The 18459-nt window shown below is 65.6% G+C and carries 18 protein-coding genes; 10 read left to right on the forward strand and 8 right to left on the reverse strand.

The genetic code is table 11. The features are described 5' to 3' along the window. Nucleotides 1-6: 6 nt before the first annotated feature. Genes ABWP22_RS00410 through bchF form a run of 4 tightly spaced genes read right to left on the reverse strand, consistent with a single transcriptional unit; the run spans nt 7 to nt 7146 of the window. On the reverse strand, nt 7-3702 hold the full coding sequence (locus ABWP22_RS00410; protein ID WP_353197948.1) for a magnesium chelatase subunit H: 3696 nt from the start codon (nt 3700-3702) through the stop codon (nt 7-9). Then, a complete protein-coding gene (gene bchB, locus ABWP22_RS00415; RefSeq protein ID WP_353197949.1) occupies nt 3692-5299 on the reverse strand; it encodes a ferredoxin:protochlorophyllide reductase (ATP-dependent) subunit B in 1608 nt (535 codons plus the stop codon). The genes ABWP22_RS00410 and bchB overlap by 11 nt, the downstream gene beginning before the upstream one ends. A gap of 3 nt (nt 5300-5302) precedes the next feature. Next, nucleotides 5303-6583 (reverse strand): ferredoxin:protochlorophyllide reductase (ATP-dependent) subunit N, encoded by a 1281-nt coding sequence (locus ABWP22_RS00420; RefSeq protein WP_353197950.1) that lies wholly within the window; start codon nt 6581-6583, stop codon nt 5303-5305. Next, complete coding sequence (gene bchF / locus ABWP22_RS00425; protein ID WP_353197951.1) at nt 6580-7146, reverse strand: 2-vinyl bacteriochlorophyllide hydratase; 567 nt, start codon at nt 7144-7146, stop codon at nt 6580-6582. Before bchF ends, ABWP22_RS00420 begins: the two co-directional genes overlap by 4 nt. A 387-nt stretch (nt 7147-7533) precedes the next feature. On the opposite strand from bchF, the gene ppsR reads away from it, so the two are divergent. The 5 genes from ppsR (at nt 7534) to ABWP22_RS00450 (ending at nt 13118) form a co-directional block, all read left to right on the forward strand. After that, on the forward strand, nt 7534-8979 hold the full coding sequence (ppsR, locus tag ABWP22_RS00430; protein ID WP_353197952.1) for a transcriptional regulator PpsR: 1446 nt from the start codon (nt 7534-7536) through the stop codon (nt 8977-8979). An 83-nt stretch (nt 8980-9062) separates the two neighbouring features. Beyond that, nucleotides 9063-9983, forward strand: a complete 921-nt coding sequence (gene chlG / locus ABWP22_RS00435; protein ID WP_353197953.1) for a chlorophyll synthase ChlG — start codon at nt 9063-9065, stop codon at nt 9981-9983. Then, nucleotides 9980-11308, forward strand: coding sequence for a BCD family MFS transporter (locus ABWP22_RS00440; RefSeq protein ID WP_353197954.1), 1329 nt, complete (start codon nt 9980-9982; stop codon nt 11306-11308). The genes chlG and ABWP22_RS00440 overlap by 4 nt, the downstream gene beginning before the upstream one ends. Nucleotides 11309-11321: 13 nt before the next feature. Further along, nucleotides 11322-12569 (forward strand): geranylgeranyl diphosphate reductase, encoded by a 1248-nt coding sequence (locus tag ABWP22_RS00445; RefSeq protein ID WP_353197955.1) that lies wholly within the window; start codon nt 11322-11324, stop codon nt 12567-12569. A 48-nt stretch (nt 12570-12617) separates the two neighbouring features. Then, nucleotides 12618-13118, forward strand: a complete 501-nt coding sequence (locus ABWP22_RS00450) for a TspO/MBR family protein (protein WP_353197956.1) — start codon at nt 12618-12620, stop codon at nt 13116-13118. Between the two features lie 124 nt (nt 13119-13242). Here the strand turns inward: ABWP22_RS00450 and ABWP22_RS00455 are convergent, their stop codons facing one another. The 3 genes from ABWP22_RS00455 to ccmA all read right to left on the reverse strand — a co-directional run bounded on the left by ABWP22_RS00455 (nt 13243) and on the right by ccmA (nt 15062). Beyond that, the gene (locus ABWP22_RS00455; protein WP_353197957.1) at nt 13243-13770 is read right to left on the reverse strand and encodes a c-type cytochrome; all 528 of its coding nucleotides are present in this window, start codon (nt 13768-13770) and stop codon (nt 13243-13245) included. 93 nt (nt 13771-13863) lie between these two features. Next, a complete protein-coding gene (gene ccmB, locus ABWP22_RS00460; RefSeq protein WP_353197958.1) occupies nt 13864-14490 on the reverse strand; it encodes a heme exporter protein CcmB in 627 nt (208 codons plus the stop codon). Beyond that, on the reverse strand, nt 14490-15062 hold the full coding sequence (ccmA, locus tag ABWP22_RS00465; protein ID WP_353197959.1) for a heme ABC exporter ATP-binding protein CcmA: 573 nt from the start codon (nt 15060-15062) through the stop codon (nt 14490-14492). Before ccmA ends, ccmB begins: the two co-directional genes overlap by 1 nt. A 90-nt stretch (nt 15063-15152) precedes the next feature. Between ccmA and ABWP22_RS00470 the strand changes: the two genes are divergently transcribed. After that, nucleotides 15153-15773 (forward strand): inner membrane-spanning protein YciB, encoded by a 621-nt coding sequence (locus tag ABWP22_RS00470; RefSeq protein WP_353197960.1) that lies wholly within the window; start codon nt 15153-15155, stop codon nt 15771-15773. A gap of 3 nt (nt 15774-15776) precedes the next feature. On the opposite strand, the gene pspF is transcribed toward ABWP22_RS00470, so the two are convergent. Further along, nucleotides 15777-16817 (reverse strand): phage shock protein operon transcriptional activator, encoded by a 1041-nt coding sequence (gene pspF, locus ABWP22_RS00475; protein WP_353197961.1) that lies wholly within the window; start codon nt 16815-16817, stop codon nt 15777-15779. 180 nt (nt 16818-16997) lie between these two features. Here pspF and ABWP22_RS00480 point away from each other — a divergent pair, with 180 nt between their 5' ends. The 4 genes from ABWP22_RS00480 to ABWP22_RS00495 all read left to right on the forward strand — a co-directional run bounded on the left by ABWP22_RS00480 (nt 16998) and on the right by ABWP22_RS00495 (nt 18437). Next, nucleotides 16998-17135: a hypothetical protein gene (locus ABWP22_RS00480; RefSeq protein WP_353197962.1), complete on the forward strand. Its 138-nt coding sequence runs from the start codon at nt 16998-17000 to the stop codon at nt 17133-17135. A 122-nt stretch (nt 17136-17257) separates the two neighbouring features. Then, entirely contained in the window at nt 17258-17935 is a 678-nt protein-coding gene (pspA, locus tag ABWP22_RS00485) for a phage shock protein PspA (protein ID WP_353197963.1), read from the forward strand. 4 nt (nt 17936-17939) lie between these two features. Continuing rightward, nucleotides 17940-18209, forward strand: a complete 270-nt coding sequence (gene pspB, locus ABWP22_RS00490; RefSeq protein ID WP_353197964.1) for an envelope stress response membrane protein PspB — start codon at nt 17940-17942, stop codon at nt 18207-18209. A 39-nt stretch (nt 18210-18248) separates the two neighbouring features. Then, on the forward strand, nt 18249-18437 hold the full coding sequence (locus ABWP22_RS00495) for a PspC domain-containing protein (RefSeq protein ID WP_353197965.1): 189 nt from the start codon (nt 18249-18251) through the stop codon (nt 18435-18437). Nucleotides 18438-18459: the final 22 nt, after the last annotated feature.

Raw genomic sequence — 18459 nt, forward strand, 5'->3', positions numbered from 1 at the left:
TTCTCCTCACGCGGCCAGCGAACCGGCAGGTGCCACACCTTCAAGCTGGTCTTCGATGGCGTCGGTGGCCGCATAAAGCGCGGCCAGCGTTTCGGCATCGGGCTGCCAGTATTTGCGATCTGCCGCTTCGATCAACCGGTTGGCAATCTTGGCGGCAGCGCGCGGATTCATTTCGGCAATGCGGGCGCGCATCTCATCGTCGAGAACATAGGTCTCGCTGATGCGGCTGTATACCCAGGGATCGACCTGGCCCGTGGTGGCCGACCAGCCCATCGTCGTGGTGACCGCGGCCTCGACCTGGCGCACGCCTTCGTAGCCATATTTCAACTGGGCTTCGATCCACACCGGATTGAGCGTGCGGGTGCGGGTTTCCAGCGCCACCTGCTCCTGCAAGCTGCGCACCTTGCCGCTGCCCTGCGTCTGATCGCCAATGTAAACCGGCGCCGATTCGCCGCCCTTGGCACGCGTGACGGCGCGGCTGATGCCGCCCAGCGTATCGACATATTGATCGATGGTGGTGATGCCGAGTTCGACGCTTTCCAGATTCTGATAGGCGCAGTCCACCGTCTTCAGCGCGCTGGCCAGCAGGCCGGGCTGGCGCTTGGGCTTGCCATCGACACCATAGGCATAGCCCTTCTGCTTCTCATAGACGTCGGCGAGTTCGTTGGGATCGGTCCAGCCGGCCGAGTCGATCAGCAGGTTGACGTTGGCCCCATAGGCGCCTTCGGCGTTGGAATAGACCCGCAAGCTGGCCGTCGCCATGTCGCAGCCATGCTCTTCCAGATAGGCGAGACTGTGCTTGCGGATGAAGTTCAGATGCCCCGGCTCATCGGCTTCGGACGCAAGCAGCGCCGCCTCGGCCAGCATCTTGGTCTGCAACGGCAACAGATCGCGGAACACGCCGGACATGGTCACCAGCACATCGATGCGCGGACGGCCAAGCTGTTCGAGCGGGATCAGCTCGGCGCCGGCCAGCCGGTTGTAGCTGTCAAAGCGCGGCTTGGCCCCCATCAGCGCCATCACCTGCGCCACCTGCGCGCCTTCGCTCTTCAGATTGTCCGTGCCCCACAGCACGACGGCGACGGTTTCCGGCAGCTTGCCGGCGTCTTCCAGCGCGCGATCCAATATGCGCTGTGCCTGCGCCGAACCATCCTTGCAGGCATAGGCCGACGGCAGCCGGAACGGATCGAAGCCGTGAATGTTGCGCCCGGTCGGCAGGATTTCGGGATCGCGCAGAATGTCTCCGCCGGCCACCGGCGGCACATAGCGGCCATCCAGGGCGCGGATCAGCCCGTTCATTTCATGATTCACCGACAGCGCGCTGTTCAGATTGACCAGTTCGCGCAGCACCGGCGTGTTGGGCACGATGCGGCCGTGGATCAGCTTTTCAACCGTATCGCGATCGATGATCTCACCGCGCGCCTGGGCGCTGGCCAGCAGCATGTCGATGCGCGCCTCTTCGCTTTCGGCGTCGCCGAACACGTGCAGGCCCTGCGGGATCAGTTCCTGCTCGATCTCGTAAAGCTTGGCGGCCAGCTTGGACACATCGCTGCAATCAAGGTCCATCGCGGCGGCCTGTTCGGCGATGATTTCTTCAAGGCCCGCCAGTTCGGGGCTGCCCGGCTCGGTCGACCGCCAGCGATCGACACTGGCCTTGATGTCCGAAAGCCCCTTGTACAGGCCCGAATTGGTCAAGGCCGGGGTGAGATAGGACACCAGAGTGGCGCCCGACCGCCGCTTGGCGAGCACGCCTTCGGACGGGTTGTTGGCGGCGTAGAGATAGATGTTGGGCAGATCCTGGATGATGCGTTCCGGCCAGCAGCTCATCGTCATGCCGGTCTGCTTGCCGGGCATGAATTCCAGGCTGCCGTGCGTGCCCCAGTGGATCACCGCATGTGCGCCGAAATCATTGCGGATCCAGCGGTAGAACGCCATGAACGCATGCGTCGGCGCAAAGCGGCCATCAAACAACAGGCGCATCGGATCGGATTCGTAACCGTTGGCCGGCTGGATGCCGACGAACATGTTGCCGAACTGCGCGCCGGTGATCAGCACGTTGCGGCCATCGGATTGGAACTTGCCCGGTGCCGGGCCCCATTCCTTTTCGATTTCGGCCAGATAAGGCTCGGTCTCGACAATGGTTTCCGCCGGCACGAAGGCGTGCACATTGGCTTCCTGGCCATATTGCATCGCATTGCCTTCGATCACCCGACGGCGCACTTCATCGGAATCGGCCGGCACTTCGACATCATAGCCTTCGGCTTTCAGCCGGATCAGCGTGCGGTGCAGCGAATCGAACACCGCAAGAAACTGCGCGGTGCCTGCCGCGCCACCATTGGGCGGGAAGTTGAACAGCACCACGGCCAGCTTGCGGTCCTTGTTGGCGGCGCGGCGCAATTGCACGAGCTTGACCATCTTGTCGGCCAGCGCCTCGGCGCGTTCCGGGCAGGACTGCATGGCGCGCACGCCATCGGACGCCGGCCAGGCGCAGCCGCGCGAACAGCCCGTGCAGGCCTCGCCGCCGGCATCGCTGCGGCCACCGAACACCATCGGCTGCGTGCCGCCATCCAGTTCCGGAATGGCGATCATGATGGTGGCTTCCAGCGGCAGCAGGCCCTGGCGGTTGGCGCCCCATTGCTGCAGCGTCTGGAACTCGACCGGGTGGGCCGAAATATAGGGCCGATCCAGCTTGGTGAGGATCGCTTCGGCCGATTTGGCATCGCTGTAGGCCGGGCCACCGACAAGGCTGAAGCCGGTCAGGTTGATCACCGCATCAACGGTCGCCTTCCCGTCCTTCATCATCAGCGTTTCGATCGCCGGTCGCTGATCCAGACCGCCAGCAAAGGCCGGGATCACGTTCAGGCCGCGGGCTTCCAGCGCGCGGATCACGCCGTCATAATGATTGGCATCCTTGCCGAGCACATACGAGCGCAGCATCAGCACACCGACGGTGCCGACCGCGTCCTTGCGATGCGGCAGGTCCGCCAGATTCTCCGACATGCGCTTGGCAAGATCGGGGTGATACACGCCGACTTCCGGATATTCCTGTGGCGCTTCCACTTTCGCCTTGCCACGCAAGCCTTTGCGCGGGCCGGCGGCATAGCGATCGACCAGCGCCGAAATCATCTGGAAGGCGTTGTCGTCGCTGCCGGCCAGCCAATATTGCAGGGTGAGGAAATAGGCGCGCACATCCTGCGCGGTACCGGGCACGAATTTCAGCAACTTGGGCAGGCGGCGGAGCACCGCGAGCTGCGCCGCACCGCTGTTCGGTGCACCATCCTTGGACGTGCCGCGCAGCTTCTTCAGCCAGCCCAGCGGGCCCTTGGGCGGCGCATCCATGCGGTAATCGCCCATCCGCGTCATCTTCACGACGTCGGATTGGCTCATCAGGCACACCATCGCGTCGCAATCCTCGCGGCGCGCGGTCAGCGCGTCCTTGATCATGCGGATCTGTTCATCGAGGAACAACATGGTGACCATGACAATGTCGGCGCGGGCAATGTCAGCCCGCGTGGCATCCAGCATGCCCGGCTTGTCCCAATCCGCCGCTGCGTGGAAACCGATCGACACCGGCAGGCCCATTTTCTGGAAGCGCAGCCGCGCCCGATCGATCGCGCCCGACAGGTGATTGTCCAGCGTGACGATCACCACATGGCAATGATCGGGCCGGTCCTGCTTCGATGGCGGGGTATCAGCGCGCATAATGGGATTTTGCCTCGTAGAGCGTATCGCGGGTGATGGTGGTCACGCCATGCTCGGCGGCATAGCGTTCGGTGTTGCGGCGGGCCTTGCCGCGCACGAAAAACGGGATCTTGCCGAGCTCGGCAAGGGCTTCGTTGGTCCAGCCACCAGCTTCTGCGGCGGCGGTGGGCGCTTCTGCAGTGGGCGCTTCTGCTACCATAGTTGCCGCTTGCGGGGCGTTCCCCACCCCCGGCCCCTCCCCTGAAGGGGAGGGGGGATGAGGGGCGTGCCCCAGATGGCTGGCGCCAGCGGCATCCGAAAATTCGAAATCGTCACGGAACATGGTGAGCAGATGCTCCTCCAGGCCCATCACCAGCGGGTGCACCCAGGTGTCGAACAGCACATTGGCGCCTTCGAACCCCATCTGTGGGCTGTGGCGGGCCGGGAAATCCTGCACATGCACCGGCGCCGAAATCACCGCACAGGGCAGGCGCAGCCGCTTGGCGATATGCCGCTCCATCTGCGTGCCGAGCACCAGTTCCGGCGAGGCTGCGGCAATGGCATCTTCCACCACCAGATAATCGTCGGTGATCAGCGGTTCGACACCATATTTGTCGGCCGCCGCCCGCACTTCACGCGCGAATTCCCGGTTGTAACAACCCAGACCGACCACCTTGAAGCCCAATTCCTCCGACGCGACCCGCGCCGCGGCCACGGCATGGGTGCCATCGCCGAAGATGAAGACGCGCTTGCCGGTGAGGTAGGTCGAATCGATCGAGCGTGACCACCAGCCGAGCCGGCCCTGATCCAGATCGGCCGGCATCGCGATGCCGGCGGCCGCACAGACTTCGGCCACGAATTCGCGCGTGGCGTTCAGCCCGATCGGCACGGTGCGCACGGTTTTCTGGCGAAACGTCCGTTCCAGCCAACTGCACGCCTGCGCCGCGATTTCGGGATAAAGGCAGATGTTGAAATCGGCCTCACCGATGCGGACGATATCGGCCGGCGTCGCGCCCAGCGGCGCCACCAGCCGCACATCGATGCCGAGGTCGCCAAGCAGCCTGGTGATTTCGGCCACATCATCGCGATGCCGGAACCCCAACGCTGTCGGGCCCAGGATATTGGCCAGCGGGCGGCGCGCGCCATCCGGCCCCATGGCGGCCGGCGGCTTCAACGCCTTGTCGGCCAGGCCGCGCACGATCTGGTAGAAGGTTTCGGAGGCGCCCCAATTTTCCTTGCGGCTGTAACTGGGCAGTTCCAGCGGAATGATCGGGCAATCCAGGCCCATCGTGGCCGCCAGGCCGGCCGGATCATCCTGTATCAGTTCGGCCGTGCAACTGGCGCCCACGATCATCGCCTGCGGCCGAAACCGGTCATAGGCTTCGCGCGCTGCCGACTTGAACAATTCGGCGGTGTCACTGCCCAGATCGCGCGCCTGAAAGGTCGTATAGGTCACCGGCGGACGATGGTCGCGCCGTTCGATCATGGTGAACAGCAGATCGGCATAGGTGTCGCCCTGCGGCGCGTGCAGCACATAATGCAACTGCTTCATGCCCGTCGCCACCCGCATCGCCCCGACATGCGGCGGGCCTTCATATGTCCAGACGGTCAACTGCACCGGTCAAACCCTCAACAGATCGCGGCGGTGGAGCGGGCGGGCGAACAATTCGGCCAGATCGCCGGCCTGATCATAGCCATGGATCGGCGAGAACACGAGCTCGATCGCCCATTTCGTCGTCAGGCCTTCGCGTTCCAGCGGGTTGGCCAGGCCCAGGCCGCAGACGGTGAGATCGGGCCGGCTGCTGCGCACGCGATCCAGCTGCTTTTCGACATTCTGGCCTTCGGAAATGCGCGTGCCCGGCGGCAGTGCCGCCAGCTCGTCGATCAGATGGCCCTTGTGCAGATAGGGCGTGCCGACTTCGACCAGCTCCATGCCCAGCTCCCCGGCCAGGAAGCGCGCCAGCGGCACCTCCAACTGGCTGTCGGGCATGAAGAAGATGCGGCGGCCGGCCAGTCGCTCCCGATACAGCGCCAGCCCCTTGCGGGCGCGTTCACGCGGGGACGCGATCACCTGCTGAAAGCGCGCCTCCGGGACGGCAAAGGCCTGCGCCGCAGCATGCAGCCAGGCCGTTGTGCCTTCGGCGCCGAACGGGAACAGCGCCGGCAGATGCACGCCGCCGCGCTTGTCGAGCGCCACACCGGTATCAGCCAGGAACGGCTGCGCCAGCAGATAGCGTGTGTTTGGCCCCACCGCCGGCATCTGCCCCGCCCGCCGCGCCGGCAGCGAAACGATCTTGGGAATGCCCAGATCGACGAGCAGCCGCGTCAGTTGATCCTCGACGATATCGGGCAGGCTGCCGACGATCATCAACTGCTGGTCATCGGTGAATGGCAGATCGGGCACCAGCGCCGCCAGGCAGGCATCCTCGCCTTGCGTGAACGTGGTTTCAATGCCGCTGCCGCTGTAATTCAACACATGCACCTGCGGCATGAACCGCGTGTTCAAACGCTGCGCCGCCCGGCTCAGATCGAGCTTGATGACTTCCGACGGACAGGAGCCGACCAGGAACAGCATGCGAATGTCCGGCCGCCGCGCCAGCAATCGCGTGACCACCCGGTCCAGTTCTTCATTGGCATCGGCAAGGCCGGCCAGATCCTTCTCTTCGATGATGGCGGTGCCGAAGCGCGGTTCGGCAAAGACCATCACGCCGGCCGCCGATTGCAGCAGATGCGCACAAGTGCGGCTGCCGACCACCAGAAAAAACGCGTCCTGGATCTTGCGGTGCAACCAGATGATGCCGGTAAGCCCGCAGAACACCTCACGCTGGCCGCGTTCGCGCAGGATGCCGTCAACGCCCACGGGCGGGGCATCACAGCCCGGAACAGGCCCCGCCGCGCTCATGCGGCCTGCGCAATCGCAAACGGCTGGTCCACGGACTGGCCCGCGCCATCGGCCTGGCTGGCCGCGGGGGCCGAAAGTCGCGCCTGCCGCAATTTCCAGATGAACTGCGCTGCGTTGATCACATAGGCGAGATAGCCGGCCAGCGCGGTTGCAAACAACACACCATCATCGGCGATGCCGGTGAACAGACCGAACAAATACAGCGAGTGCAGCACGATGACGAGCATCGAGAACACATCTTCCCAGAAGAAACTTTCGTGGAACAGATATTGGCCGAAAACGACCTTCTCCCAGATCGCGCCGGTGACCATGATCGTGTACAGCGCCATGGTCTTGATGACGACAGACCAGACTGCCCATTCATAATTGCGGCCGGTGTTCAGATAATCCAGCACCAGATACAGGCTGACCCCGAAAATCAGGAACTGCACGGGCGCCAGCAGGCCCTGCACCAGGGTCCATTTGCTGCTGTCACGGCGCACCCGTTCTTCGGGCGTGTACAGCGGGCGCCCAACCGACGCTGAATCCGATGCCGACCCCAACGATGACGATGCCGATGACAAGCCCTCAACCCCTCAAGCCCCAAGTGCAAAACCCTATCACCGGGCCTTTGCCTGTCAACCGCGATTGCGGCGCCACTGTCATGCCGACATGTCAACCGATCCTGTCAAACCAGTCTGACACACGCGCCGTGTCCGAAAAAACATTACACCACGGTAATGCCTTCTTGTTAGCCCCCAAAATTGCAGAAATCAACGCGAAACAGGCGGTTGCCTCCCGCCACGGTCTGACATAGCCTGCGGCAGCTTGTCGCGATTGTATCGTCCTGCCCGGCCCCGGCCGTGGCGAACGCGCAGACGCACGGACAGGCGCGTCCTGATCGGCCACAGCGCAGGCCAATTCGGAACGCAAGCGGAGGTCGGAGCGAAAAGGGCCGGGGTCGGGCGGCAATGGATGCCATAAATCTCAACAAGATCAGCAAGCTGCTTGATGGCGATGTGGCCTGCCTGGCAACGATGGTCGCCAGCCGGCCCGACAATGCGCTGGCGGCACTGCTGGCCGCTGCCGATTTGCTGCTGCTGATCGAACCGGGCGGCCGCATCGAGGAGGTGCATGTTGGCAGCGGCGATATCGGCCAGAACGATGTCGCCGGCTGGAGTGGCCAATATTGGGCCGAAACCGCCCTGGCGATCAGCCAGGATCAAATCACCGCGCTGCTCGCCGATGCGGACGTTCCGGCCTGGCACGATGTCATCCATGGCAACGGCAACCAGGGCAACGATGGGGGCGAACTGCCGCTCAGGTGGATGACGCTGCCGCTGCACGATGGCCGCCGGCTGGCCGTCGCCCGCGACCGCCGCGCCGCCGCCACGCTGGAACAGCAGTTGGCGCGCGCCCAGCAACTGAACGAACGCGATGCGATGCGGCTGCGCCAACTGGAGACGCGCCAGCGCCTGTTGTTCGACACCGCCGCCGAACCGATCTTCGTCATCGATGCCGTCACCCGCCGTGTGCTGGAAGCCAATGCCGCCGCGCGCCGCGCCACCGGCCTGTCGGCCAGCGCGCTGGTCGGCCATGGCTTTGCCGCGCTGGTGCATCCGAATGATCACGACAGCACGTTGGCCGCCTTGGGGGCCCTGACCGCCAGCGACGGGCCGCACCCGATGCGGCTGCGGTTGGCCGATGGCGCCGCCTGGTCGTTGAATGCCACCCTGTTCCGCCAGGATCGTGATGCACGGCTGCTGCTGCGGCTGAGCCCGCTGGCGGCGGCCTTGCACAGCACCGACGAATATCTGGCCGACGGCCTGGAACGTCTGCCGGACGCCTTCGTGCTCACCAACGACCGCTTCGATATCGTCGCCGGCAATGGCGCCTTTCTCGATCTGGTCGGGATGGCGCGTCACAAGGATCTGGTCGGGCAGCCGATCGGGCGCTTTGTCGGGCGGCCTGGGCTCGATCTCGGCGTGCTGCTCGCCGCCTTGCGTGAACATGGCCTGGTGCGCGGCTTCACCACGCTGGTGCGCCCCGGCCATGCCGATCCGGCCGCCAGCGACGGCGAAGCGGTGGAGGTGTCCGCCGTGTCCTCGGGTCACGCCGGTGCCCGTCACCACGGCTTTGCCATCAGGCTGGCGCCGCGGCCAGCGGTGGTCGCGGGCCAGACCGCGCTGTCGATGTCGCAATTGACCGAACTGGTCGGCCGCGTGCCGCTGAAGGAGATCGTGCGCGAATCAACCGATCTCATCGAGCGGCTGTGCATCGAAGCCGCCTTGACCTATTCGGAAGACAATCGCGCGTCGGCGGCCGAAATCCTGGGCCTGTCGCGGCAGAGCCTCTATTCGAAACTGCACCGCCACGGGCTGGGCAATCTGGGCGAAGGCAGCCCGGATATCGATTAGAGCCGGTCGCAGGGACGATTGGCGGCCGCCAAAAGTGTCAAGCAGCGTTGACGCCTTTCCGGTCTGCCGACTAGTTTGCGGCCATGGAACATGTGCCCCCGCCTCTGGCTGCCCTGCCCAGCAGCGCCCCGCGCCGCCGTCCTCGCTTGGGCGACGTGCTGGAACTGCTGAAGCCCGTCACCTGGTTCCCGCCGATGTGGGCCTTCATGTGCGGCGTGGTGTCGTCGGGCGTGCCGCTCAGCGAACGCTGGCTGCTGCTGGTCGCCGGCATGATGCTGGCCGGGCCGCTGGTGTGCGGCAACAGCCAGGCGATCAACGACTGGTTCGATCGGCATGTCGATGCCATCAACGAACCGCAGCGGCCGATCCCGTCGGGTCGCATCCCCGGCCGCTGGGGCCTGGGCATCGCCATTGCCGGCACGTTGATTTCGCTGATCGTCGGCTTCCTGCTGGGGCCGGTGGTGGGCTGGGCCACGGTGGTGGGCCTGATCATGTCGTGGAGCTATTCGGCGCCGCCGCTGCGCTTCAAGGCCGATGGCTGGCTGGGGCCGCTGGTCTGCGCTGCCGCCTATGAAGGCGTCACCTGGTTCACCGGCGCTGCCGTGATGGCCGGCGGCGTGCCCGACAGCCGCATCATCTGGATCCTGTGCATGTATGCGACGGGCGCACATGGCATCATGGTTCTCAATGATTTCAAGGCGGTGAAGGGCGATGCCCAATCGGGGGTCAATTCGCTGCCGGTGCAGATCGGCGAGCGCAACGCCGCCGAAATCGCCTGCTGGACCATGGCGCTGCCGCAGGTGGTGGTGATCATCCTGCTGGCGAACTGGGGGCTGCACTGGCCATCGGCGATGGTGGCGTTCAGCCTGACGATGCAGGTGGTGCTGATGCAGCGCGTGCTGGCCGCGCCTGCCGCCAACGCGCCGTTCTACAACGCCACCGGCACCACGCTCTATGTGCTCGGCATGCTCACCAGCGCCTTTGGCCTGTCGGTGATCGTATGAGCGGTAATCCTGTGATCGCACCCGCACATCTCGGCTGGGCCGGCATCGCGCGGCTGGGGCTGGTGCAAAGCGCCTTGGGCGCTATCGTCATGCTGGCCTCGTCGCTGCTCAACCGCATCATGGTGGTGGAATATGCCACCGCCGCCGCCCTGCCGGCCGGTCTGGTGGCCTTTCATTACGGCGTGCAACTTTCCCGCCCGAAATGGGGCCACGGATCGGACGCGGGCTGGCGGCGCACGCCGTGGATCATCGGCGGCATGGCCATGCTGGGTGGCGGCGGCCTGCTCGCAACCTTTGCCACCACCCAGCTTTCCGGGCCGTTCTGGCCGGTGCTGGGCCTGCTGGTGCTGGCCTATGCGATGATCGGCATCGGCGTCGGCGCGTCCGGCACGTCATTGCTGGCGCTGCTCGCCAGCCGCACGGCCGAGGCACGGCGCCCGGCGGCGGCCAGCCTGACCTGGATCATGATGATCGTCGGCATCGTCATTTCCGCCGGCGTCGCGGGCGCGCTGCTCGATCCCTATTCGCCGGCCCGGCTGATCAATGTCGCGGCCGGGGTTGTCGCCGTGGCGTTCACCCTCACCTGCATCGCGGTGTGGGGCGTGGAAGGCGCGCCACAGGCCGAGGCAAAGCGCGACGCCGTGCCGTTCGGCGAAGCGCTGCGCGGCATCTGGAACGATCCGCTCACGCGCCTGTTCAGCATCTTCGTGTTTTTCTCGATGCTCGCCTATTCGATGCAGGATCTGATCCTCGAACCTTTCTCCGGGCTGGTGTTCGGCCTCACGCCGGGCCAATCGACCAGCCTGTCGGGCGTGCAGCATCAGGGCGTGCTGGCCGGCATGATCCTGGTCGGCGTGGGCGGCCATGCCTTTGGCGGGAAGGCCGGGCTGAAGCTGAAGCGCTGGATCGTGCTGGGCTGCATTGCATCGGCAGCGGCGCTGGCGTTGCTGGCGCTGGCGGCGCGGGCCGGGCCGGGCTGGCCGCTGGCGATCAATGTCGCGGCGCTGGGCTTTGCCAACGGCATGTTTGCGGTCGCCGCCATCGGTTCGATGCTGGAACTGGCTGGGCGCGGTGGGCCGGGGCATGAAGGCATCCGCATGGGCCTGTGGGGCGCGGCGCAGGCTTCGGCGTTCGGCATCGGCGGATTCGCCGGCGCCATCGCGGTCGATGGCCTGCGCGCCATCGTCAGCGAAACCGCCCTCGCATTTGAGCTTGTATTTGCCGCCGAAGCCGTGCTGTTTCTGGGGGCAGCGATGATCGCATTGCGATTGAACGACAGCATGGGCGCCGCGACGCGCCCGGCACAGCGGGAGGCTTTGGCGTGAAAGGCTTTGGAGCATGACCGAGACATTCGACATGGTGGTGGTGGGCGGCGGGCCGTCGGGCGCCACCGCGGCCAATGATCTGGCCTTGAAGGGCTTCAAGGTCATGCTGCTCGATCGCATGGGCCGCATCAAGCCGTGCGGCGGCGCGGTGCCGCCGCGCCTGTTGAAAGATTTTGACGTGCCGCTGGATCTGCTGTGCACCACCGCCAACAGTGCCCGCATGATCAGCCCGCAGGATCGCAAGGTGGACATGCCGGTGGGTGAAGGCGGCTGGGTCGGCATGGTCGATCGCGATGTGTTCGATGAATGGCTTCGGGCACGCGCCGCGAAGAACGGCGCCGATCGCCGCGACGGCAGCTTCGAAGCGCTGGAGCGCGACAGCGACGGCACCGCCATCGTCGCCTACCGGCCCAAGGGCGCCCCGCGCGGTTCCGAGCCCGTGAAGGTGCGCACCAAGATGCTGATCGGCTGCGATGGCTGCAATTCGGCGGTCGCCCGCGCGGCGCTGCCGGAAGAGAAATTGCCCTTTGTCGCGGCCTATCACGAAGTCGTGGAAAGCCCGCCGCAAGGCTTTGGCGATTTCGCCGGCGATCGCTGCGACGTGTTCTATCAGGGCAAGCACAGCCCGGATTTCTATGCCTGGGTGTTCCCGCATGGCGACAAGACCAGCATCGGCACCGGCAGCGCCGTGCAGGGCTTTGAACTGCGCAAGGCCGTCACCCAACTGCGCGAAGAGCTCGGCATGGGCGAAGACACGTGCAAGACGGTGCGCGTCGAAGGCGCGCCCATCCCGCTGCGCCCGCGCAAGAAGTGGGACAATGGCAAGGATGTGGTGGTCGCCGGCGACGCCGCCGGCTGCGTCGCCCCGGCCAGCGGCGAAGGCATTTTTTACGCGATGACCGCCGGGCGCGAAGCCGCCAACGCCGCCGCCGAAGCCGTCAAGTCCGGCGATCCGGCCAAGCTGGCGCTGGCGCGCAAGCGCTTCCTGAAGGCGCACGGCACCGTGTTCCGCGTGCTCGGCATCATGCAATGGTGGTGGTATCGCAGCGACACGATGCGCGAGAAATTCGTCAAGCTGTGCATGGACAAGGATATCCAGCAACTGACCTGGGAAGCCTATATGAACAAGGAACTGGCGCGCAAGAAGCCGCTGGCCCATGTGAAGATCTTCCTGAAGGACAGTGTGCAGTTGATCACCGGCATCGTTTCGGGCGGGGGCGTGCGTGAAGGCAATAACGCCGGCAAACGCGCGCAGGTGTGAACCGGCAGGCATGAACCCATGTTGGGCGTGAGGGAGGGCTGAACCGCGATGGCCCGATTGTCCGAGCATGCCGCGGCGCGCTGGGTGCTGCCCGCCGCCATCGCCGCAGTGGCGGCCAGCTTCACCGCCGCGGTGGGCGCCACCATCACCGATATCGGCCCCTGGTATCAGGCGCTGATCCAGCCCGAATGGGCGCCGCCCACCTGGCTGTTCGGCCCGGCGTGGACGATCATCTTCATGCTGTGCACCTTTTCCGGCACCACGGCCTGGCTGGCCGCGCGCAGCACCGCGGCGTTTGAAGCCATCATCGGGCTGTTCGCCTTGAACGGCTTTCTCAATCTGTTGTGGAGCTTCCTGTTCTTCCGCATGCACCGGCCGGATTATGCGGCGCTGGAAGTCGGCATCCTGTGGAGCAGCATCGCCGCGCTGATCGTTGTCCTCTGGCGCATCTCGCGCCCGGCCGCCGCGCTGCTGCTGCCCTATCTGGCCTGGGTCAGCTTTGCCGCGATGCTGAACCGGGCGATCGTGGAGCTGAACGGGCCGTTCTAGGCCAAGCTGGCTGGCGGCGTGCCGCCGCCAGACCCGGCGCAGCGCCCGGCCGGGCTGGCAGCCGGGCTTGATCCCGGCTGAACAGCTTCGACGGCGCGGCTTTGCCGCCGGCCATGCGTTCAACTCACGCCTTGGTCTTGAGGTAGGCGATCACGTCCGCCCGGTCCTGCGGCGCCTTCAAACCGCCGAACGCCATGCGGGTGCCGGGCATGAACGCCTGCGGTGCCTCCAGATAGGTGAACAGCACATCCTCGTTCCAGGTCACACCGCTTTCTTTGTTGGCCTTGCTGTAATTGAAGCCGACCACCGTGCCGGATTTGCGACCAACCACGGCATAGAGTGACGGGCCGACGCGGTTCTTGCCGGCTTCGGCGACATGGCAGGCCTTGCACTGGCCAAACAGCTTCTCACCCTTGGCGGCATCGCCGGTCAGCGCGCCATAACTGACGGTGGTGGCGGCCGGCGCTGCCTCGGCGGGCGGGGTTGCCGGGACCGGTTCAGGGGCCGGGGCCGGGACCGGTGCCGGGGCCGGCGGTGCCGCCGCATCGGCGGTTTCGCTGGCAGCCGGGGCGGCAGCCGGCTTGTCACTGCCGCCACACGCCGCTGTCATCAGGGCAAGGCCGGCAATGGTGGCAACAGGCAAGATACGCATGGGGAAAACTCCTTGGGTAACAACCAAAGAAGCTTACCATCTTGTCATGTTTCTGGCCAGTGCAGATGGCGCGCCGGCCGGACGAGGCGAGCGCTATTCGGGCTTGAGCGCTGCCGCCGCTGCAAACGGCCCCACCGCCAGCGCCACCAGGCTGGCCGCGCCGAGCAGGCGGAATGCGCCGGCCACATCCGACCCCACCCCGAAAATCAGCACCGGCAACGCCAGCGGCAGCACGATCAGCCCGGCCAGCGCACCGCCGCCGCGCAGGCCCGCGGTCAACGCGGCGGCCACGACCGCCAGGCTGGCCAACGCCGGCGTGCCGAGCAGCAACGCCAGCCCGATGCGCATCCCATCGTCGCTGTTCATGCCCAACAGCACGCCAGCCACCGGCAGGGCCGCCAGCAACGGCAGCGCAAAGCCCACCCAATGCGCCAGGATGCGCGCCGCGCACACCAGTTCCAGCGATATGCCGCGTGCGATCAGTTGGTCGATGCTGCCATCCTCCACGTCGGGCGCCAGCAAGGTTTCCACCGGCAGCAGCGCCGCCAGCAGCGCCGACACCCAGATGATCCCCGGCGCGATTCGCGCCAGCAACCGCGCATCCGGCCCCACCGCGAACGGAAACAGCGCGGCGGCCAGCACGAAGAACATCACCGGCAGCCACAACGCCGGGGAGCGGGCGATCAGCAGCAGATCGCGGCGGACGAGCAACAGGAACATCAGCCGATCCGCACTTCGGCGGCATCGGCCAGGCCGATATCGCCGTGCACGGCCGCCACCACCAGGCCGCCAGTCGCCCGGTGTGCCGCCATCGCATCGGCCAGCAATTGCGCCGATGCGGTGTCGAGGCCGGCCGTCGGCTCATCGAGCAGCCAGCAATCGGCGCCGGCGGCCAGCACGCGCGCCAGCCCGGCCCGCCGCCGCTGGCCACTGGACAGATGCCGGCACGGCACATCGACCAGTGCCGCAACGTTCATGGCATCCATCGCCGCCGGCAACCGCGCCAGGCCATCATCCAGCCGCGCCCAATAGGCCAGTTCACTGCCCAGGCTCTGCCGGGGTTTCAGTGCCACGTCATGCCCCAGATAGGCGCGGCGGCCGCCACCACGCACATCGCCCACCTCTGCCTGCAACAGGCCGGCGAGCAGCCGCAGCAGCGACGATTTGCCAGCGCCGTTGCGCCCGGTGAGCAGCAGCGCACCGCCGGCTTCAAGCCGCGCTGACAAGCCTTCAAACAGCAGGCGCCCGCCACGCCGGCAGGCCAGATTGTCGAGGATCAGGGGTTCGACCACGATCTTCGCTTAATGGCTCGCCCCGGCTTCGTCACCCCCGTAGCCTGCGCAGGCGTGACGCAGGCGGCAAATCCGGTTAAGGGCAGCGCCATGACCGCCGAGCGCCCGAAACTGTCCACCGCCAGCAAGATTGCCGTCAATTTCGGCCCGTTGCTGCTGTTCTTCGCCGGTAGCAAGGCCGGCAAGGCGCTGTTCGAGCGCGGCGACCTGCCCGGCCTGGCCGGTGCCGATGTGGCCAGCGCCGTGATCGGCACCGGCGTGTTCATCGTCGCCACCTTGATTGCCGCCGTGTGGCATTATGCCAAGACCCGCCATCTTCCGGCCGCGATGATCTTCACCACGGTGGTGGTCGTGCTGTTCGGCGGCCTGACCATCTGGCTGCAGGACAAGGCGTTCATCCAGCTCAAACCCAGCATCATCTATGGCGTGTTCGCGGCGCTGCTGCTCGGCGGGCTCGCCACCGGCCGGCCGACGCTGCAACTGGTGATGGGTGAGGCCCTGCCCGGCCTGTCGGATCGCGGCTGGCGGCTGCTCACCCGCAACTGGGCGCTGCTGTTCCTCGCGCTGCTCGCCGCCAACGAAACGGCGCGGCGACTGCTCAGCTATGACGACTGGCTCAGCTTCAAGGTGTGGGGCGTCACCCTCGTGATTTTCGCCTTCACCATGGCACAGACGCCGCTGCTGGTGAAACATGGGATGAAGCTGGACTGATCGCTACTCCCCCAGCAGGTCATGCCGTTTCAGGGCATGGCGCAACTGGTCATAGCTCAGGCCCAGGCCGGCGGCGGTGCGGCGCTGGTTGTGGCGATGCTTGTCCAGCGCGCATTCCAATATCTGTTTTTCATAAGCCGCCACGGCGCCGCGCAGATCGGTGATCGTCTCCAGCCGCGAGGGCGGCGCGTCGCAGGCTTCGGCGACAGGATCGGCAACGGGCACAGCCGCAGCCGCGGCCCGCTGAGACGTCTTCGAGGGCTTGGGCCGCCACGGCGATTCGAACGGATCGATCACCAGTTGCCCGATCGGCCGATCGGCATCGCCCCAGCGATACAGCGCGCGCTCCACGACATTCTTCAGCTCGCGGACATTGCCCGGCCAGTGCCAACTGATCAATTGTTCCTGCACACGCGGGGAAAAGCCCGGAAAGCGCGGCCAGCCCAGTTCAGCGGCCATGCGGCGCGCGAAATGCATGGCCAAGATGTCGATATCCTCGGCGCGTTCGCGAAGCGGCGGCAAGGTGATGACTTCAAAACTCAGCCGGTCGAGCAGATCGGCGCGGAACCGGCCCTGCTCGACCATCGCCGGCAGATCCTCGTTGGTGGCGCCGACCAGCCGCACATCGACACTGATCAGCTTGTTCGATCCCAGCCGCGACAGCTCGCCATATTCGACCACGCGCAACAGCCGCTCCTGCGCCTGGCTGGACAGCGTGCCGATCTCGTCCAGAAACAAGGTGCCGCCATCGGCATCCTCGAAGCGCCCGGCGCGCGCGCGCTGCGCGCCGGTGAAGGCGCCGGCCTCGTAACCGAACAATTCGGCATCGATCAGATTTTCCGGCAGCGCTGCGCAATTCAAGGACACCAGCGTCTGCGACCAGCGCGGGGACAGGCGGTGCAGACGATCGGCGATCAGCTCCTTGCCGGTGCCGCGCTCCCCGATCACCAGCACCGGACGGTTGAGCGCAGCCGCCGCCGACGCCTTCTCGACCGCATCGAGGAAGCTGAACGAGGAACCGATCATCTGTGCAGGAGCAGCCATTCCACAGAGTTGGCATATTTTCCCAACTCTTGGCAAATCCTGCGCGAAACTATTTGCCAACATACAGGTCAGTGCCAATCTTATCAAGCACTTGTCGCGGGAAATCCACTTGGCACGACCCCTGCAATACATCTGGCATGAGCGGCACAAGCCGCGACAACCAAGCCAAGGAGACCAGAAATGACCATCAATATCCCCAACTTCGGCCGCAACCTCATCGCCCTGCTGGCCACTGTCGTGATCGGCTTCACCTTCATCGGCGCCGCCACTGGCCCGGCCATGGTGACGGCGGCTGCAAACGGCGATATCGTGGCGTGACGAACGCGGCGATGGTCGGGGCCCAAGTTCCCGGGATTCTTCCAGCGCACCGCCCCTTCGCAACGGAACCGGCCCCGGCCACTTTGAGCGCCGCCAAGTTCGAATTTCTGGAGATCAGACCAATGGGCATTTTTTCGCGAACCCGCGATATCATCGCAGCCAATGTGACCGACCTGCTCGACCGGGCTGAAGACCCGGCCAAGATGATCCGCATGATCATCATGGAGATGGAGGAAACCCTGGTGGAAGTTCGCGCCGCCGCCGCCCGCACCATCGCCGATCAGAAGGAAATGAAGCGCGCGATGATCAAGGCGAGCCAGGCCGTGCAGGATTGGCAGGACAAGGCCGAGCTGGCGCTGTCCAAGAACCGCGAAGATCTCGCCAAGGCCGCGCTGACGGAGAAGAACAAGGCCAAGGCCTTCATCGACACCACCCAGGCCGAGGTCGATCTGCTCAATGAAACGCTGGCCCTGAACGAGGCCGACATCGCCAAGCTGGAAAGCAAGCTGCGCGAAGCCCGGTCACGCCAGAACGCGCTGTTCAACCGCATCGAAAGCGCCACCCAGCGCTCCAAGCTGCGCGAGATGATCCGCGGGCCGCGCGTCGAAGAGGCGTTCAGCCGCTTCGAAGTGCTCGAACGCCGCGCCGACATGGCCGAAGGCCGCGCCGATGCGCTGGGCCTGGGCGGCCCCGCCGATGTGCGCAGCCTGGCCGACGAATTCGCGTCGTTGCAGACCAACGATGAAGTCGATGCCGAACTGGCCGCCATGAAGGCGCGCATCGGCAAGACGGAAGGTTGATCCGATGGAAATCACCGAAGTCATTGCCCTGTGCGTCGCGGTCGGCACGCCGATCATCGGCCTGCCTTGGCTGATCATGCATTATGTCACGAAATGGAAAAGCCAGACCGGTATTTCCAGCCAGGATGAAGCGCTGCTCGATGAGCTGCACGATCTCGCCCGCCGGCTCGATCAACGCATCGAAAGCGTGGAGCGCATCATCGCTGCGGAAAACCCCAACTGGAAAGACAGTCGCATCGCCGATCTGTCGGAACAACGCCGGCAGTTGCGCTGATCCGGTTCCAACCGATCACCTGGCCGAAAGGAGGCCCACATGAGCCGCCAATTTCTCCTCAACAAGTCCGCCGGCAAGATCATGGGCGTGTGCGCCGGCATCGCCGATTATTTCGGCTGGGATGTCACGCTGGTCCGCATTGCCTTCGTGCTCGCTGCGGTGTGCGGCGTCGGCTCGCCGGTGCTGATCTATCTGCTCATCGGGCTGATCGCCAATTCGATCCGCTGAACCACAGGCCGCCGGGACCGCG

The sequence above is a fragment of the Sandarakinorhabdus sp. genome, from assembly GCF_040398665.1.
Classification (GTDB): domain Bacteria; phylum Pseudomonadota; class Alphaproteobacteria; order Sphingomonadales; family Sphingomonadaceae; genus Sandarakinorhabdus.

Excerpts from the sequence above, each read along its gene's own strand:
- ABWP22_RS00440 (WP_353197954.1), top strand. The coding sequence starts at position 9,980 with ATGAGCGGTAATCCTGTGATCGCACCCGCACATCTCGGCTGGGCCGGC.
- chlG (WP_353197953.1), top strand. The coding sequence starts at position 9,063 with ATGGAACATGTGCCCCCGCCTCTGGCTGCCCTGCCCAGCAGCGCCCCG.
- ABWP22_RS00455 (WP_353197957.1), bottom strand. The coding sequence starts at position 13,770 with ATGCGTATCTTGCCTGTTGCCACCATTGCCGGCCTTGCCCTGATGACA.
- ABWP22_RS00470 (WP_353197960.1), top strand. The coding sequence starts at position 15,153 with ATGACCGCCGAGCGCCCGAAACTGTCCACCGCCAGCAAGATTGCCGTC.
- pspB (WP_353197964.1), top strand. The coding sequence starts at position 17,940 with ATGGAAATCACCGAAGTCATTGCCCTGTGCGTCGCGGTCGGCACGCCG.
- pspF (WP_353197961.1), bottom strand. The coding sequence starts at position 16,817 with ATGGCTGCTCCTGCACAGATGATCGGTTCCTCGTTCAGCTTCCTCGAT.
- ABWP22_RS00420 (WP_353197950.1), bottom strand. The coding sequence starts at position 6,583 with ATGAGCGCGGCGGGGCCTGTTCCGGGCTGTGATGCCCCGCCCGTGGGC.
- ccmB (WP_353197958.1), bottom strand. The coding sequence starts at position 14,490 with ATGTTCCTGTTGCTCGTCCGCCGCGATCTGCTGCTGATCGCCCGCTCC.
- ABWP22_RS00410 (WP_353197948.1), bottom strand. The coding sequence starts at position 3,702 with ATGCGCGCTGATACCCCGCCATCGAAGCAGGACCGGCCCGATCATTGC.
- ABWP22_RS00480 (WP_353197962.1), top strand. The coding sequence starts at position 16,998 with ATGACCATCAATATCCCCAACTTCGGCCGCAACCTCATCGCCCTGCTG.
- ABWP22_RS00445 (WP_353197955.1), top strand. The coding sequence starts at position 11,322 with ATGACCGAGACATTCGACATGGTGGTGGTGGGCGGCGGGCCGTCGGGC.
- pspA (WP_353197963.1), top strand. The coding sequence starts at position 17,258 with ATGGGCATTTTTTCGCGAACCCGCGATATCATCGCAGCCAATGTGACC.
- ABWP22_RS00450 (WP_353197956.1), top strand. The coding sequence starts at position 12,618 with ATGGCCCGATTGTCCGAGCATGCCGCGGCGCGCTGGGTGCTGCCCGCC.
- ppsR (WP_353197952.1), top strand. The coding sequence starts at position 7,534 with ATGGATGCCATAAATCTCAACAAGATCAGCAAGCTGCTTGATGGCGAT.
- ABWP22_RS00495 (WP_353197965.1), top strand. The coding sequence starts at position 18,249 with ATGAGCCGCCAATTTCTCCTCAACAAGTCCGCCGGCAAGATCATGGGC.